Below are 15,049 nucleotides of genomic sequence, written 5' to 3'. Positions count from 1 at the left end.
GCGCGCGCCACAGGCGCCGGCGCGGCCAGCGCTGCCGCCCGCGGCCGGCCCGCGCCCCGCCGAACCGAGTTTCGATGCCGCAACCCTGGGCGCGCTGGCACGCGCCGTGCACCTGTCGGATGCGGGCGTGTCGATTCTGCTGCAAGGCGAAACCGGCGTGGGCAAGGAAGTGTTCGCGCGCCAGCTGCATGCGCGCAGCAAGCGCGCCTGCGGGCCGTTCGTGGCGGTGAACTGCGCGGCGTTGCCGGAAAGCCTGATCGAATCCGAGCTGTTCGGCTATGAAGACGGCGCCTTCACTGGCGCGAGGCGCCAGGGCAGCAAGGGACTGCTGCGCCAGGCGCACGGCGGCGTGCTGTTCCTGGACGAGATCGGCGACATGCCGCTGATGCTGCAATCGCGCTTGCTGCGCGTGCTGCAGACGCGTGAAGTCTCGCCGCTGGGCGCGGCCAGACCTGTGTCCGTGGACTTCGCGCTGGTGTGCGCGACACACCGGCCGCTGGCGCACGAGGGGCCCGACGCGCCGGTGCGCCCGGACCTGTATTTCCGCATCGCCGAATACACCGTCACGCTGGAACCGTTGCGTGCACGCGCCGACCGCCTGGAGCTGCTGCGTGGCCTGTGGGCGGCGCAAGGCGCAGGCCCTGTGCTGCCGGCCGAGATCGAAGCCATCCTGGCCGCCTATTCATGGCCCGGAAACTACCGGCAACTGGCGGCCGTGCTGCGCACATTGCACGTGCTGGCGGGACCTGCCGGCGTCGTCGAGGCCGACATGCTGCCCGCCGACATCCGCGGCGCGGCGTCTGCGCCGCAAGCCGCAGGCACAGACGTTGATCCTGCGAATCTGCAAGCCATGACGGACGCCGCGATCCACAATGCCCTGGCCGCCCATGGCGGCAATGTCAGCCGCGCTGCGCGCGCGCTGGGCGTGCACCGCAGCACGCTTTATCGCCGCTTGCCGCGTCCGGCCTAGCGGCATTCTCTGCTCCCTGCGCGCGACGCTGCCATGGCGCGCAGGCGCTTGCCATGCACGCGCAGGGCGTGCACAAAAACTATCTTTTGAAGATAGGTTAACTATCCCAGCACACGGCAAGAACTGCTTACGATGCCTTCATCCCCTTCAACCCAGGTGATGACATGGCAAGCAACGAGCTGTTCTACGACGACTTCGAAATAGGCCGTCCCTTTCCTCCGACCCGCTACAGCATCGGCGCCGCGGACAGCGACGCGTTCATCGGCACCTTCGAACATTCCCCGGTCCTCGACGGCAACGGCCGCGCCGTGTCGCGGCAGGGCGGCGGCGCGCCCGTGCGCAGCGTGCACCCAGTCCTGGTTGGCAGTTTCCAGCCGCAGCACGCGGCCTTTGCCTGGCCGACTGGCGTGCTGCACGCCCGCGAGAAAGTCCGTCTGCTGGCGCTCGTGTATCCGGGAGAGGAACTGGAGGCCAGCGTGCTGGTGAAGGACAAGTACCTCAAGAACGACAAGCGCTTCGTGGTGCTGGAGATCACCGTCCGCAAGCTGGAAAACGCGCGCGTCGCTCTGGTGGCGGAGCGCAGCCTGGTTTGGCCCAATTGAGGAGGCCCGCATGGAATTCAAGGTAGGCGACAAGTTCCGCAGTGCCGCGCGCGGCGCGGAACAGGAAGACATCAACCGCTTCGGCGCGCTGCACGGCACCACCGGCAGGACGCACACCGATCCCGAATATGCGCGCAACAGCGTTTTCGGCGGCGTCATCGTGCAGGGGGCGTTGGTGATGGCGCCAGTTCTCGACATGGCCGCCGATCTGCTTGGCGGCGCGTGGCTCGATGGCGGTGAAATCGAGGCGAAATTCGTGGCGTTCACGCGGCCGGGAGACCAGGTGGACGTGGAGCTCGAAGTGACCCGCAGCGAACCCGGATGGCTGGAGCTGGCGTATGCCTGCGCGCTGCCTGATGGAAAGAAGGTGCAGGTGGGAACCATCACCCACCGCCGCGGCTGAGGTCGGCCGCAATACAAAAACAAGCATAGGGAGACAATCTTGAAACGTATCTTGCAAAGCCTGGTCCTTTCCTGCGGGGTCTTGAGCGCGACGGTCGCGCTAGCCGCGCCGTACCCTGACAAGCCCATTCGCATGATCGTGCCGGCTGCGGCCGGCGGCGCCGCCGATACGCTGGCGCGCATGATAGGCCGTGGGCTGACGGAGAAATTCGGCCAGCCCGTGGTCATCGAGAACAAGCCTGGCGCAGCCGCCATCGTGGGCATGACCGCCATCGCCAAGGCGCCCGCCGACGGCTACACCCTGGGCATGACCTTCTCGGGGGCCATGTCCATCAATCCTTCGCTGTACCAGCAGTTGCCCTACGACCCGGTGGAGGACTTCGCGCCCATCACCATCGTGGCGGTATCGCCGCTGGTCATTGCCGTCAGTCCCGAGCTCGGGCCGAAGTCGCTGGGCGAATTCCTGGCCCTGGCGAAGAAGGATCCCGGCAAGCTGACTTTCGGGTCGGCCGGCACCGGATCGACGCAGCATCTGTCCATGGAGCTGCTCAAGTCGACCGCGGGCGTCGACATGCTGCACGTGCCTTACAAGGGCAGTTCGGCCGCGCTGGTCGACGTGCAGTCGGGCTTGATCTCCGCGGTCAGCGACAACGCAATCACGCTGGTGCCGCTGATCCAGTCGGGGAAGTTGGTGCCGCTGGCGGTGGAAACCGCGCAGCGCATCCAGTCGCTGCCGCAGGTGCCAACCGTGGCTGAATCCGGCTATCCGGGATTCCAGGCGGCGGGCTGGTACGGGCTGCTCGCGCCCGCCGGCACGCCGCAGCCCATCGTGGCGCAGCTCAACGCCGCGCTGCGCGAGATGGTGGGCAAGCCCGACTTCACGCAATGGCTGCGGCAACAGGGCATGGAGCCGCAGACCGATACGCCCGAGGGCTTCGGGCGCTACATCGGCCAGGAAAAGGCCAAGTGGGCCCAGGTTATCAAGACGGCCAAGGTGCCGCTGCAGGAATCGCGCTGAACGCCGGCGGCGAGGCCGCCATCACTCCAGGACAACCATGCAAGCCGTAACTTCCACGCTTAGCGGAAACATCCGCGTCATCGTCATCGACAATCCTCCGGTCAACGCCACCTCCCAGGCGGTGCGCGCCGGCCTGCTGCACGCCATTGAGCAGGCGGCGGGCGATGACGATACCCATGCCATCGTCATCGCCTGCGCCGGCGCCACCTTCGTGGCCGGCGCCGACATCAAGGAGTTCGGCAAGCCGCCGCTGGATCCGCACCTGTCGGAGGTGATCCACGCCATCGAATCCAGCGCCAAGCCGGTGGTCGCGGCGATCCACGGTTCGGCGCTGGGCGGCGGGCTGGAGCTGGCCCTGGGCTGCCACTACCGGGTGGTGGATGCGCAAGCCCGCCTGGGCCTGCCCGAGTCCACACTGGGCATCATCCCCGGAGCTGGCGGCATTCCCCGGCTGCTACGCCTGGCGGGCGTCGAGAAGGCGCTGGACATGGCCGCGGGCGGCAAACCAATAGGCGCGGCCGAGGCGCTGCAAGCCGGCGTGGCGGACGCGTTGGCGCAGGAGGATGTCCGGGCTGCCGCCATTGCGTTCGCCCAGCGCCTGTTGGCTGAGGGCCAGGGGGCGCGGCGCACGCGGGAATTGCCGGCGCCGACCTGCGGGCTTCAGTTGTTCGAGACCGCGCGCGCCAGGTTCCAGGCCAGCCATCGCGGCCAGGTGGCGCCGCAGGCTTGCGTTGACGTGGCGGTGCGCAGCGCCGCCTCGAGTTTCGAAGACGGCGTGGCCTATGGCCGCGAGCGTTTCCGGGAACTGGTGGCGTCGCCCCAGGCGCAAGCCTTGCGCCACGCCTTCTTCGCCGAACGTGTCGCGACCAAGCCCGCCGGCCTGCCGGCCGAGGAAGCGGCGCCGGTGCGCAAGGCGGGCGTGGTGGGCGCCGGCACGATGGGCACGGGGATCGCCATGTGTTTCCTGAACGCGGGTATCCCCGTCGTGCTGGTCGAGCAGAACGAAAAGGTGCTGGCGTCCAGCGTCGAAACCATAGGCAAGACCTACCGCAACGACATGGCGAAGGGACGCATCACCGAAGCCACGCTGCGCGCGCGCAGCGACGCGCTGACGCCGACGCTGCAGTACGAGCCGCTGCGCGACTGCGACCTCGTGGTCGAGGCCGTCTTCGAGGACATGGACGTCAAACGGCAGGTGCTGGCCAGCATCGAAGAAAACCTGCGGCCGGATGCGCTGATCGCCACCAATACCTCGTTCCTGGACATCGATGCATTGGCAGCGGGCCTGCGCCGTCCGGAGAACGTCGTCGGCATGCACTTCTTCAGCCCCGCCCACATCATGAAACTGCTGGAGAACGTGCGCGGCGCGCGCAGTTCGCCGCGCGCGCTGGCTACCACGCAGGCCTTGGGCAAGCGTCTGGGCAAGGTGGCGGTGATGGTGGGAGTGTCCGACGGCTTCGTCGGCAACCGCATGTTGGCGCGACGCACCCGAGAGTGCTACTTCATGCTGGAGGAAGGCGCGCTGCCCGAGCAGGTCGACCGCGTGCTGTGCGAGTTCGGCTTTCCGATGGGGCAGTTTCAGCTGAACGACCTGGCGGGCCTGGACGTTGCCTGGCGCAACCGCCAAAGCCGGCTGGACCGGCTGAGCCCACGCGAGGTGGCCTGCAACATCCTCGACGAAATCGTCGCGACGGGACGGCTGGGGCAGAAAACCGGCGCGGGGTTCTATACCTATGACGCGCAGCGCAAACGATCGGTGGACCCGGCCATATCCGAACTTATCGTGCGCAACGCGGAACGGCGCAGCATCATGCGCCGCGAGATTTCCGACGAAGAGATCCTGGAGCGCTGCCTCTACGCCATGATCAACGAAGGGGCGCTGATCCTGGAGGAAGGCATCGCCAGCCGGCCGGAGGACATCGACACCATCTGGCTCAATGGCTACGGCTTTCCGCGGTTCCGCGGCGGTCCGATGTTCCATGCGGACCGGATCGGCGCGGCTCGCATCTGCGAACGCATCCGCCATTACGCCAGCCTGGCGGGCGAGCAGTACTGGACGCCCGCGCCGCTGCTGCTCGCCCAGGCGCGCGATGGCGGCGCCTTCTATGCCCGCTGAGGTCCTTCCTTTCCTCATCCACGTACACACATCCTATGTCTAACAGAGAACCGCCGCTCAGCGGCATCACCGTGCTGGATATGACCCGCATCATGGCGGGCCCCTGGTGCACGCAGAACCTCGCCGACCTGGGCGCCGAAGTGCTGAAGATAGAACGTCCGCTGTCAGGCGACGACACCCGGGGCTGGGGGCCGCCCAACCTGATGGACGCCGAAGGCCGGCGCACGCAGGAGTCGGCGTACTACCTGGCCGCCAACCGCAACAAGAAGTCGTTGGCTCTGGACATCGCCACTCAGGCCGGCGCGGAGGCGGTGAGCCGGCTGGCAGCCGGATGCGACATCTTCGTCGAGAATTTCAAAGTGGGCGGCCTGCGCAAGTACGGCCTGGACTACGCCAGCCTGCGGGAGCTGAACCCGCGCCTCATCTATTGCTCCATCACGGGTTTCGGCCAGGACGGTCCTTACGCGGAAAAGCCCGGCTATGACTTCGTGATCCAGGCGTTGGGCGGACTGATGAGCATCACCGGTGAAAAGGACGCGCTGCCTGGCGGCGGTCCGCAGAAGGCCGGCAATGCCGCCGCCGACCTGATGGCGGGCATGTACGCCACCAGCGCCATCCTCGCGGCGCTGCACGAGCGCAGCCGCAGCGGCCTGGGCCAGCATATCGATATCTCGATGCTGGACTGCCAGGTGGCGGCGCTGGGCGTGCAGAACTTCAACTACTTCCTGTCGGGCGAGGTGCCGCGGCGCGAAGGCAACGCCCACGTCAACCTGGCACCGTATCAGGTGTTCGAGGCGGCCGACGGGCATGTGGTGCTGGGCGTCGGCAACGACGGCCAGTTCCAGAAATTCTGCGCCGCCGCGGGACGCCCCGACCTGGCCGGGGATGAACGCTACCTGACCAATACCGGGCGCGTGCTCGCCAAGGGCACCCTCATTCCCGAACTGGAGCGTCTGTTCCGCACGCGGGGGCGCGACGAATGGGTCGGCCTGCTGGATGCCGCAGGCGTGCCGGTAGGCGTGATCAACGACATCGCCCAGGTCCATGAGAATCCGCAGGTGCGCGCGCGCGGCCTGAAATTCTCGCTGCCGCATCCGGTGTGCGGCAGCGTGCCGCAGGTCCGCAGTCCGATGCGCTTCTCGGAAAGCCCGGTCGCCTACCGCAACGCGGCGCCCTTGCTGGGAGCCGATACGCAGAGCGTCCTGAGCGCCAGGCTCGGATGCAGCGAAACCGAAATCGCGGCGCTGCAGCAGCCCGCAAGCCTGGGAGAACCACGATGAGCAGCGCAGCCGCCAATGCAGGCACGCAGAAGCAGTACTTCGACCATCTGGCGCAAGGCCGCTTTCTGATCCAGCGCTGCGCCGATTGCGCGCGCCACGTGTTCCATCCGCGCGAGATCTGCCCGCATTGCGGCAGCGATGCGCTGGGCTGGGTCGCGCCGGCGGGGCGGGCCATCGTCTACAGCTGCACCACCGTCGCGCGCAAGCCCGAGGCCGGCGGCGACTACAACGTTTCGCTGCTCGATCTTGAGGAGGGCGTGCGCATGATGTCCAACGTCGTGGGCATGCCGCCCGACCAGGTGCGCATCGGGATGACGGTAAGAGCCGTGATCGGCGAGCGCGACGGCGCGGCAGCCGTGCTGTTCGAGGAGGCGCGGCAATGAACTACCGGCAACTGCGAGGCAAGACGGTCATCGCCGGCGTCGGCCACTTCGGCCTGGGCCAGGCGCCGGGCTATACGGACATGGAGCTGCTGGTGCGGGCCGCCCATGCGGCGGTGCGGGACGCGGGCCTGCGGATGCGCGACATCGACGGTATCGCCACCTCCAGCGTGGCGGCCAGCATGTGGCCGATGTCCGTCATCGAGACCCTGGGCATCCGCCCCACCTACATCGATGGAACCTGCCTGGGCGGTTCCAGCTTCATGTCCTACATCCTGGCGGCGGCCCATGCGCTGGACTCGGGGCAGTGCAACGCCGTGCTGGTCTGCTACGGCAGCGCGCAGAAGACCGCGACCGTCGGCCGCTCGGCGATTGCGGCCACGCGCAAGGCGCTGGATCCCCAGCCCTACGAAATGCCTTATGAACCCCTGAACCCGCCCAGCGCCTATGCGCTGGCCGCCAGGCGCCACATGCACGAGTTCGGCACCCGCCGCGAGGACCTGGCCGAAGTCGCCGTGGCGGCGCGCCGCTGGGCGCAGCTCAATCCCGAGGCGTATTCGCGCGATCCGCTATCGATCGATGAGGTATTGAGCGCTCGCAGGGTATCGGATCCGCTGACGGTCCGCGATTGCTGCCTGGTGACGGATGGCGCCGGCGCCTTCGTGATGACGCGGGCCGACCGCGCCCGGGATCTGCCGCAGCCGCCCGCCTACATCCTGGGCAGCGCCACCGCCGTATGGAACCGCCAGATATCCGCGATGGAGGACCTGACCACCACCGCAGCGCGACAGTCGGGCGCGCTGGCGTTCGAGATGGCCGGGTATCGCCCGGCGGACGTCGATGTGGCGCAGCTGTACGACGCCTTCACCATCAACACCATCCTGTTCCTGGAAGACCTGGGATTCTGCGCCAAGGGCGAGGGTGGGGCCTTCGTGCGCGACGGCGGCATTGCGCCCGGCGGCAGGCTGCCGGTGAACACGAACGGGGGCGGGCTGTCTTGCGTCCACCCGGGCATGTACGGGGTGTTCCTGGTGATCGAGGCGGTGCGCCAGCTGCGCGGCCAGGCGGGCGAGCGCCAGGTCCGGGATGCCCGCCTGGCGCTGGCGCATGGCAACGGCGGCACGCTGTCCAGCCAGTCCACGGTCATCCTGGGCGCCGAAGGGACCTGCTGAGGGCCGCCTCAAGCGGCCCGCGCGATCTCGTAGATTTCCTCGATCAGGGCGGCGCGGACCGATTGCCGGTTCCACAGCAGGCCGACGCTGCGGAAATGCTCGTCGCCCGGCAGGGGGATCTTGCGCAATCCGGAGTCCGGGCGCAGTTCGCCGGCGCCGTCCGGCACCAGGGACACGCCCAGTCCCTGGCCCACCAGCAGCGCGATCACCTCGATGGACGCCGTTTCGATGCGTATCTTGGGACGTATGCTGTGCTGGCGGAAGTAGTTGGCGGCGAGCTGCCCGCCCCACAGCTTGCGGTCGTAGCAGATCAGCGGATTGGCGCGCAGCAATTGGTGCGGGTCTGTTTCCGTCAGCGAGGCCGGCGCCAGCACCACCAGCGGTTCGTCGCGCACCCGCCGCCATTCCAGGTTCTTGGGCATCTGGAACTGCGGCTGCAATATCAGCGCCGCGTCCATTTCGCCGTCGCATATCTTGCTGTAGAGATTGACGGAATAGCCCTTGACCAGGCTGACTTCCAGGTTGGGATGCCGGTCGATGAGGCGCGCCAGCAGCGTGGGCATCAGCGTGGTCATGGCCGAATCGAACGCGCCCAGGGTGAGGTGGCCGAACACCACAGGCCCCTGGGAGGCCGCCTTCAGGTTGCGTACCTCTTCCATGACGTGCTTGGCCTGCGCCAGGATCTGCGCGCCTTCGACCGTGGGTTTGACGGTGCGGCCGGAACGCACCACCAGCTTGAAACCCAGTTCGTCCTCGACCTTCTTGATGCGTTGATTGACCGCCGCCGGCGTCAGGCCGTTCTTGCGCGCGACCTCGGCGATCGAACCCTGCTCGATGACTTGGATGAAATTGAGCAGGAAAGTAGTGTCCATGGGCTCCCGGACCTGCGGTCAGCCCATCAGGCGCGCAAGTTCCGCGCCCGGATCCTTGGCGCGCATGAAGGCTTCGCCCACCAGGAAGGCGTCGACCTTGTGCTGGCGCATCAGCTGCACGTCTTCCGGTTTGAGAATGCCGCTTTCGGTCACGACGCGCTTGCCGGCGGGGATCCGGGGCAGCAGGTCCAGGGTGTTCGACAGGCTGGTCTCGAAGGTGCGCAGGTTGCGGTTGTTGATGCCGAGCAGCGGCGTCTTCATGGTCAGCGCGACGTCCAGTTCCTGGGCGTCGTGCACTTCCACCAGCACGTCCATGCCCAGTTCCATTGCCAGCGTTTCATAGTCGCGCAGTTGCGCGGGGCTGAGCGCGGCCACGATCAGCAGCACGCAGTCCGCGCCCATGGCGCGCGCGACGATGATCTGGTAGGGGTCGATCACGAAGTCCTTGCGCAGCACCGGCAGCGAGCAGGCCGCGCGCGCCTGGCGCAGGTGGTCGTGGGAACCCTGGAAGAACTGCACATCGGTCAGCACCGACAGGCAGGCCGCGCCGTGCACCGCATAGGTGGCGGCGATTTCCGGGGGATTGAAAGGGTCGCGCAGCACGCCCTTGGACGGCGAGGCCTTCTTGATTTCGGCGATGACGCCGGGCTTGCCTTGCGAGATCTTGTCTTCGATGGCTTGGGCAAAGCCACGCACGTCCTGCCGCGCCTGCGCTTCGCGCAGGACTTCGGCTTCGCTGCGCATCTGGCGAGCGGCGGCGACTTCCTCGGCCTTGACGGCGAGGATCTTCGCGAGAATATCGTTCATTTCAGGAATTTCCGGGTATATGCGCAGAATTCTTCCAGCTTGGCTCGCGCCGCGCCGGTGGAGATAAGTTCAAATGCTAGAGCCAATGCCTCGGGAATGGAATCGGCCTTATTGCCAGCATAGATGGCGAGTCCCGCATTGAGCGCGACGATGTCGCGGGCGGTGCCTTCGACATTTTCGAGCGCCTCGATGACAAGCTCACGCGATTGTTCGCGATTGGACACCTTGATGCTCCGGTTGGACATCATGGATAGCCCGTAGTCCTCGGGGTGGATCTCATATTCGAGGACTTTCCCGTCCTTGAGTTCCCCGACCAGGGTGGCGCCGCCCAGCGAGGCCTCGTCCATGCCGTCCTTGCCGTGCACCACCAGCACGTGGCGCGACCCCAGGCGTTCCAGCACGCGCACCTGGATGCCGACCAGGTCGGGGTGGAACACGCCCATCAGCTGGTTGGCGGCTCCGGCCGGGTTGGTCAGCGGACCCAGGATGTTGAAGATGGTGCGCACGGCCAGTTCCTTGCGCACGGCGGCCACGTTCTTCATGGCGCCATGGTGGGCGGGCGCGAACATGAAGCCGATGCCGGTGGCCTGGATGCACTCGGCCACCTGTTCGGGCGTCAGCACCAGGTTGGCGCCCAGGGCTTCCAGCACGTCGGCGCTGCCGCTGGAGGACGAGGCGCTGCGGTTGCCGTGCTTGGCGATCGGCACGCCGGCCGCCGCCGCCACGAACATGGCAGTGGTGGAAATGTTGAAGGTGTGGCTGCCGTCGCCGCCGGTGCCGCACATGTCCAGCAGGTCGGCGGGGTTGGGCGTGACCACGGGCGTGGCGAATTCGCGCATGACCTGCGCGGCCGCGGTGATCTCGCCGATGGTCTCTTTCTTCACGCGCAGGCCCATCAGCAAGGCGCTTGCGATCTGCGGCGACATTTCGCCGCGCATCAGCATGCGCATGAGATGCAGCATTTCGTCGTGGAAGATTTCGCGGTGTTCAATGCAGCGCGTCAGCGCTTCGGCGGGGGAAATAGTCACGATGCGTCCTTCTTAGGCGAGGTTCAGGAAATTGCGGAGCAGGGCATGGCCGTGCTCGCTGAGCACCGACTCGGGATGGAACTGTACTCCGTATAGCGGCAAGGTCTTGTGGCGCACGCCCATGATGTCGCCGTCCGGCGCGGTCGCGGTCACGGCCAGGCAGTCGGGCAGGGTGGCGGGGTCGATGGTCAGCGAGTTGTAACGGATCACGGTGTACGGGGTGGGAAGACCGGTGAAGATGTCCGTGCCCGTGTGCGAGATCCGCACGGTCTTGCCGTGCATGATCTGCTGCGCGCGCACGATGTCGCCGCCGTAGGCCGCGCCGATGGCCTGATGGCCCAGACACACGCCCAGGATGGGCTTCTTGCCGGCAAAGGTCTGGATCACGGGCACCGAGATGCCTGCCTCGGCCGGCGAGCAGGGGCCGGGCGACACGCAGATGCGGTCCGGATTCATGGCGGCGATCTCTTCCAGCGTGATCTGGTCGTTGCGCGCCACGCGCACGTCTTCGCCCAGTTCACCGAAGTACTGCACCAGGTTGTAGGTGAAAGAGTCGTAGTTGTCGATCATCAACAGCATTTAATTCTCCTGTGGGGCCGCCCGGCGGCCCGGATATGTCCGGTGGGGGCGGGGCCTCAGATGGGTTCGTCCAGGCCGTGCTGCACCTGTTCCGCGGCGCGCAGCACCGCGCGGGCCTTGGCTTCGGTTTCGGCCCATTCGGCTTCGGGGTTGGAGTCGGCCACGATGCCGGCGGCGGCCTGCACGTACAGCGTGCCGTCCTTGATGACGCCGGTGCGGATGGCGATGGCCACGTCCATTTCGCCGCCGTAGCTCAGGTAGCCAGCCGCGCCGCCGTAGATGCCGCGGCGCACGGGCTCCAGCTCGTCGATGATCTTCATGGCCTCGACCTTGGGTGCGCCGGTCAGGGTGCCTGCGGGGAAGGACGCGCGCAGCACGTCCATGCTGCTCATGCCGGGGTTCAGCGTGCCGGTGACGTTGGACACCAGATGCATCACGTGCGAGTAGCGTTCGATCACCATGGTGTCGCTGACCTTGACCGAGCCCACCTGGGCCACGCGGCCCACGTCGTTGCGCGCCAGGTCGATCAGCATCACGTGCTCGGCCACTTCCTTGGGATCGGCCTTCAGTTCGGCGGCCAGGGCGGCGTCTTCCTCGGGCGTGCCGCCGCGCTTGCGGGTGCCGGCCAGGGGACGGATCGTAATCTGCGACTTGGGCTCGCCGTTTTCCACCACGCGCTCCTGGCGCACCAGGATTTCCGGTGACGCGCCGACCACCTGGAAGTCGCCGAAGTTCCAGAAGTACATGTAGGGGGAGGGATTGAGCGACCGCAGGGCGCGGTAGAGGGAGAGAGGGGAATCGCGGAAGGGCTTGGCGATGACCTGGCCGATCTGCACCTGCATCAGGTCGCCGGCGGCGATGTGTTCCTTGGCGCGGTGCACCGCGGCCAGATAGTCTTCCTTCTTGAAGTCGCGCCGCTCTTCGGTCTGCATGCTGGCGTGGCTGTAGGGAATTTCCACCGGGCGTCGCAGTCGGGCGCGCAAGTCGTGCAGGCGCTGCTGGGCGCGGCTGTAGGCTTCGGGCTGGCCCGGGTCCGCGTAGACCATCAGGTAGATCCGGCCGGCCAGGTTGTCGACGATGACCAGCTCGTCCACGTGCATCAGCATCAGGTCGGGCGTGCCGCCTTCCATGCCGGCGGGAAACGGCTTGACCGCCGGGCCCAGGCAGGGCTCGATGTGGCGCACCGTGTCGTAACCGAAGTAGCCGGCCAGGCCGCCGCAGAAGCGCGGCATGCCAGGACGCAGGGCGACCTTGAAGCGGCTCTGGTATTGCTCGATGAAGGCCAGCGGATCGCCGTCATGGGTCTCGGCGACCTTGCCGTCGTGCAGCACCTCGGTGCGGGTGCCGCTGGCGCGGATCACCGTGCGGGCCGGCAGGCCGATGAAGGAGTAGCGGCCGAAGCGTTCGCCGCCCACCACCGATTCCATCAGGCAGGTCATGCGCCCGCCCTGGGGGCCGGCGTGCGCGAGCTTCAGGTAGATGCCAAGCGGGGTGTCCAGGTCGGCATAGGTTTCCGCGACCAGCGGGATGCGGTTGTAGCCTTGTGCGGCGAGGGCCTTGAATTCGATTTCGGTCATGTCGGGTCTCGTGAGCGATTTATCTGCTATCGGACCAGGCGCGCAACAAAAAAGCCCGGTCCAGGTTACTGGTTCCGGGCTTGGCTCTGTGATTATTTACACAGCTACGGCACTAGGCGGCATACGCGTCCAGGGCCGGGAGGGATCATCGCCACCCGGAAGACAAACGCCACCAGCGCCACGAGGCGCCGAGCATTTGGTTCTGGATGGAAACGTTCATTGAGCTTTGTTCAGTATTGAATTCGCGGTGCGCCGCCGGGTGTTCAGGAGCCTGTTCTTGCCGCGTTCTGGTTTTGATTCCAGAGCGCGACCCACTGGGCGGCGGCGACTAGCGTGTCAACTATACCATCGACATCCAGCTCGCGCACGTCCCGGCCTTCGTTGTAACCATAAGGCACGACCAGGACCTGGGTGCCGGCGCTGCGGCCGGCCTGGGCGTCATTGACCGAATCGCCGATGGTCACGGCTTCGTGCATGGCGACGCCGAGCAGGTCGCAGGCATGCACCACCTGATCCGGATCGGGCTTGCGGCGCTCGCAGGTGTCGCCGCAGACCACGGCGTCGAAAAAGCCCGCCAGGCCCGTGCGCTGCAGCAGCGGCAGGGTGAATTCGGTGGGCTTGTTGGTGACGACGGCCAGCTTCAGCCCTTGCTCGCGCATGAGCTTCAGGCCGTCGATGACGCCGGGATAGATCTGCGCCTTTTCGCCATTGGACAGGTGGTAATGGCGATAGAAGGCGGCGCGGGCCACGTCGAACTCGGCGGCCGAGGGGTCGGCTGCATCCAGGCTGCCGGCCAGGCTGCGGCGCACCAGGTTGTCCACGCCCTTGCCCACGAAGGTGGCCACCACGTCTTCGCGCAGCGGCGACATGCCCAGTTCCACGCGCATGGCATTGGCGGCGAAGGCCAGGTCGGGAATCGAATCCAGCAGGGTGCCGTCCAGGTCCAGCAGCGCGGCGCGAAAAGCGGTCATGTCGGTTCCCCGGCTCAGATGGCGGTGGTTTCGCCGATGGCGATCTGTTCGCGCATGGACTTGATGATGCCGGCATAGTCCGGCTTGCCGAAGATGGCGGAGCCGGCCACGAAGGTGTCGGCGCCGGCGCGGCGGATTTCAGCGATGTTGTCGATCTTCACGCCGCCGTCGACCTGCAGCACGATTTCCTGGCCGCCGGCCTGCGTCCAGGCGTCGATGCGGGCGCGCGCCTCGCGCAGCTTGGTCAACGCACCCGGGATGAAGCTCTGGCCGCCGAAGCCCGGATTCACCGACATGATCAGGATCAGGTCGATCTTGTCCATCACGTAGTCCAGGTAGGACAGCGGGGTGGCGGGATTGAACACCAGGCCGGCCTTACAGCCGTTTTCACGGATCAGCGACAGCGTGCGGTCCACGTGGCGGCTGGCGTCCGGGTGGAAGCTGATGTAGTCGGCGCCGGCCTTGGCGAACATCGGCACCAGGTCGTCCACCGGTTCCACCATGAGATGCACGTCGATCGGCACCTGGACATGGGGGCGGATGGCCGCGCACACCATCGGGCCGATGGTCAGATTGGGGACATAGTGGTTGTCCATCACGTCCACGTGGATCCAGTCGGCGCCGGCGGCGACGACGTTGCGGACTTCCTCGCCCAGGCGGGCGAAGTCGGCCGACAGGATGCTGGGGGTGATGCGGGTGGAAGCCTGTTGGGTAGACATGATGTTCGGGATCGGGGAGGGCATAATGTGCCATTATTGCAGTTTGAGGCGCGGTACCGGGAATGGCCCGGCCCGGCGGGTCCGGGAACCGTGTCTTTTCCAGCGTCAGGCGCCGTACCACGGCCGCCCGCCAGCACCACACAGGGAAGGACTGTGAAACCTTACGACCTGAGCGTCTCTGTCTCTCCGCGCTTCGTGCCTGAACAGTCCGATCCTGGCGAACAGCAGTTCGTGTTCGCCTATACCGTCCGCATCACCAATACCGGCGAGCATCCCGCCCAGGTGATCAGCCGCCATTGGATCATCACCGACGGCAACCAGCGCGTGCAGGAAGTGCGCGGGCTGGGCATCGTCGGGCAGCAGCCCTTGCTCGCGCCCGGTGAAACCTTCGAGTACACCAGCGGCTGTCCCCTGCCCACGCCGGTGGGCACGATGCGCGGCACTTACCGCTGCGTCGGCGAGAACGGCATTCCGTTCGAAGTGCCGATCTCCGAATTCGTCCTGGCCATGCCGCGTACCCTGCATTGAATGGCCCGGCTATCCGTCGCACGTTTTT

The 15,049-nt window shown here is 66.7% G+C and carries 16 protein-coding genes; 9 read left to right on the top strand and 7 right to left on the bottom strand.

From position 1 onward, the window contains the following. The 8 genes from N5C88_RS10360 to N5C88_RS10325 form a co-directional block, all read left to right on the top strand. Positions 1-970: sigma 54-interacting transcriptional regulator (locus N5C88_RS10360; RefSeq protein WP_280015275.1), on the top strand; the 970-nt coding region annotated here is incomplete at its 5' end. Positions 971-1,134: 164 nt separating this feature from the next. Next, on the top strand, positions 1,135-1,572 hold the full coding sequence (locus tag N5C88_RS10355) for a MaoC family dehydratase (RefSeq protein ID WP_280015274.1): 438 nt from the start codon (positions 1,135-1,137) through the stop codon (positions 1,570-1,572). A gap of 10 nt (positions 1,573-1,582) precedes the next feature. Further along, on the top strand, positions 1,583-1,975 hold the full coding sequence (locus N5C88_RS10350; RefSeq protein ID WP_059377178.1) for a MaoC family dehydratase: 393 nt from the start codon (positions 1,583-1,585) through the stop codon (positions 1,973-1,975). A 39-nt stretch (positions 1,976-2,014) separates the two neighbouring features. Then, on the top strand, positions 2,015-2,992 hold the full coding sequence (locus tag N5C88_RS10345; protein WP_280015273.1) for a tripartite tricarboxylate transporter substrate binding protein: 978 nt from the start codon (positions 2,015-2,017) through the stop codon (positions 2,990-2,992). Positions 2,993-3,029: 37 nt separating this feature from the next. Then, a complete protein-coding gene (locus N5C88_RS10340; protein ID WP_280015272.1) occupies positions 3,030-5,108 on the top strand; it encodes a 3-hydroxyacyl-CoA dehydrogenase NAD-binding domain-containing protein in 2,079 nt (692 codons plus the stop codon). Positions 5,109-5,143: 35 nt separating this feature from the next. Then, positions 5,144-6,388: a CaiB/BaiF CoA-transferase family protein gene (locus tag N5C88_RS10335; protein ID WP_059377189.1), complete on the top strand. Its 1,245-nt coding sequence runs from the start codon at positions 5,144-5,146 to the stop codon at positions 6,386-6,388. Further along, positions 6,385-6,771, top strand: coding sequence for a Zn-ribbon domain-containing OB-fold protein (locus N5C88_RS10330; RefSeq protein ID WP_280015271.1), 387 nt, complete (start codon positions 6,385-6,387; stop codon positions 6,769-6,771). Before N5C88_RS10335 ends, N5C88_RS10330 begins: the two co-directional genes overlap by 4 nt. Continuing rightward, positions 6,768-7,940 carry a thiolase gene (locus N5C88_RS10325; RefSeq protein WP_280015270.1) on the top strand — a complete coding sequence of 391 codons (1,173 nt, stop codon included), beginning with the start codon at positions 6,768-6,770 and terminating at the stop codon, positions 7,938-7,940. The genes N5C88_RS10330 and N5C88_RS10325 overlap by 4 nt, the downstream gene beginning before the upstream one ends. 8 nt (positions 7,941-7,948) lie before the next feature. Here N5C88_RS10325 and N5C88_RS10320 read toward each other — a convergent pair whose 3' ends face one another. From N5C88_RS10320 to rpe, 7 genes are all read right to left on the bottom strand, one after another. Further along, on the bottom strand, positions 7,949-8,812 hold the full coding sequence (locus N5C88_RS10320) for a LysR family transcriptional regulator (protein ID WP_059377196.1): 864 nt from the start codon (positions 8,810-8,812) through the stop codon (positions 7,949-7,951). Positions 8,813-8,830: 18 nt separating this feature from the next. After that, positions 8,831-9,619, bottom strand: a complete 789-nt coding sequence (gene trpC / locus N5C88_RS10315) for an indole-3-glycerol phosphate synthase TrpC (protein WP_059377198.1) — start codon at positions 9,617-9,619, stop codon at positions 8,831-8,833. Then, positions 9,616-10,647 (bottom strand): anthranilate phosphoribosyltransferase, encoded by a 1,032-nt coding sequence (trpD, locus tag N5C88_RS10310; protein WP_054455246.1) that lies wholly within the window; start codon positions 10,645-10,647, stop codon positions 9,616-9,618. The genes trpC and trpD overlap by 4 nt, the downstream gene beginning before the upstream one ends. 12 nt (positions 10,648-10,659) lie before the next feature. Further along, positions 10,660-11,226: an aminodeoxychorismate/anthranilate synthase component II gene (locus N5C88_RS10305; protein WP_059377201.1), complete on the bottom strand. Its 567-nt coding sequence runs from the start codon at positions 11,224-11,226 to the stop codon at positions 10,660-10,662. A 56-nt stretch (positions 11,227-11,282) separates the two neighbouring features. After that, a complete protein-coding gene (trpE, locus tag N5C88_RS10300; RefSeq protein ID WP_054455241.1) occupies positions 11,283-12,803 on the bottom strand; it encodes an anthranilate synthase component I in 1,521 nt (506 codons plus the stop codon). A gap of 263 nt (positions 12,804-13,066) precedes the next feature. Then, positions 13,067-13,774, bottom strand: coding sequence for a phosphoglycolate phosphatase (locus N5C88_RS10295; protein ID WP_059377203.1), 708 nt, complete (start codon positions 13,772-13,774; stop codon positions 13,067-13,069). Between the two features lie 14 nt (positions 13,775-13,788). Then, positions 13,789-14,517 carry a ribulose-phosphate 3-epimerase gene (rpe, locus tag N5C88_RS10290; RefSeq protein ID WP_054455236.1) on the bottom strand — a complete coding sequence of 243 codons (729 nt, stop codon included), beginning with the start codon at positions 14,515-14,517 and terminating at the stop codon, positions 13,789-13,791. Between the two features lie 129 nt (positions 14,518-14,646). Between rpe and apaG the strand changes: the two genes are divergently transcribed. Next, positions 14,647-15,021, top strand: a complete 375-nt coding sequence (gene apaG, locus N5C88_RS10285; protein ID WP_280015269.1) for a Co2+/Mg2+ efflux protein ApaG — start codon at positions 14,647-14,649, stop codon at positions 15,019-15,021. The last annotated feature ends 28 nt before the right edge of the window (positions 15,022-15,049 follow it).

Origin of the sequence: Achromobacter sp. GD03932 (assembly GCF_029839485.1) — a bacterium.
GTDB lineage: Bacteria > Pseudomonadota > Gammaproteobacteria > Burkholderiales > Burkholderiaceae_B > Achromobacter > Achromobacter bronchisepticus_A.
This window is presented reverse-complemented; position numbering and strand designations above follow the sequence as displayed.

Coding starts and splice junctions, on each gene's coding strand:
- N5C88_RS10355 (WP_280015274.1), top strand. CDS start 1,135: ATGGCAAGCAACGAGCTGTTCTACGACGACTTCGAAATAGGCCGTCCC.
- N5C88_RS10320 (WP_059377196.1), bottom strand. CDS start 8,812: ATGGACACTACTTTCCTGCTCAATTTCATCCAAGTCATCGAGCAGGGT.
- N5C88_RS10325 (WP_280015270.1), top strand. CDS start 6,768: ATGAACTACCGGCAACTGCGAGGCAAGACGGTCATCGCCGGCGTCGGC.
- trpC (WP_059377198.1), bottom strand. CDS start 9,619: ATGAACGATATTCTCGCGAAGATCCTCGCCGTCAAGGCCGAGGAAGTC.
- N5C88_RS10340 (WP_280015272.1), top strand. CDS start 3,030: ATGCAAGCCGTAACTTCCACGCTTAGCGGAAACATCCGCGTCATCGTC.
- N5C88_RS10350 (WP_059377178.1), top strand. CDS start 1,583: ATGGAATTCAAGGTAGGCGACAAGTTCCGCAGTGCCGCGCGCGGCGCG.
- trpE (WP_054455241.1), bottom strand. CDS start 12,803: ATGACCGAAATCGAATTCAAGGCCCTCGCCGCACAAGGCTACAACCGC.
- N5C88_RS10335 (WP_059377189.1), top strand. CDS start 5,144: ATGTCTAACAGAGAACCGCCGCTCAGCGGCATCACCGTGCTGGATATG.
- N5C88_RS10305 (WP_059377201.1), bottom strand. CDS start 11,226: ATGCTGTTGATGATCGACAACTACGACTCTTTCACCTACAACCTGGTG.
- rpe (WP_054455236.1), bottom strand. CDS start 14,517: ATGCCCTCCCCGATCCCGAACATCATGTCTACCCAACAGGCTTCCACC.
- N5C88_RS10295 (WP_059377203.1), bottom strand. CDS start 13,774: ATGACCGCTTTTCGCGCCGCGCTGCTGGACCTGGACGGCACCCTGCTG.
- N5C88_RS10330 (WP_280015271.1), top strand. CDS start 6,385: ATGAGCAGCGCAGCCGCCAATGCAGGCACGCAGAAGCAGTACTTCGAC.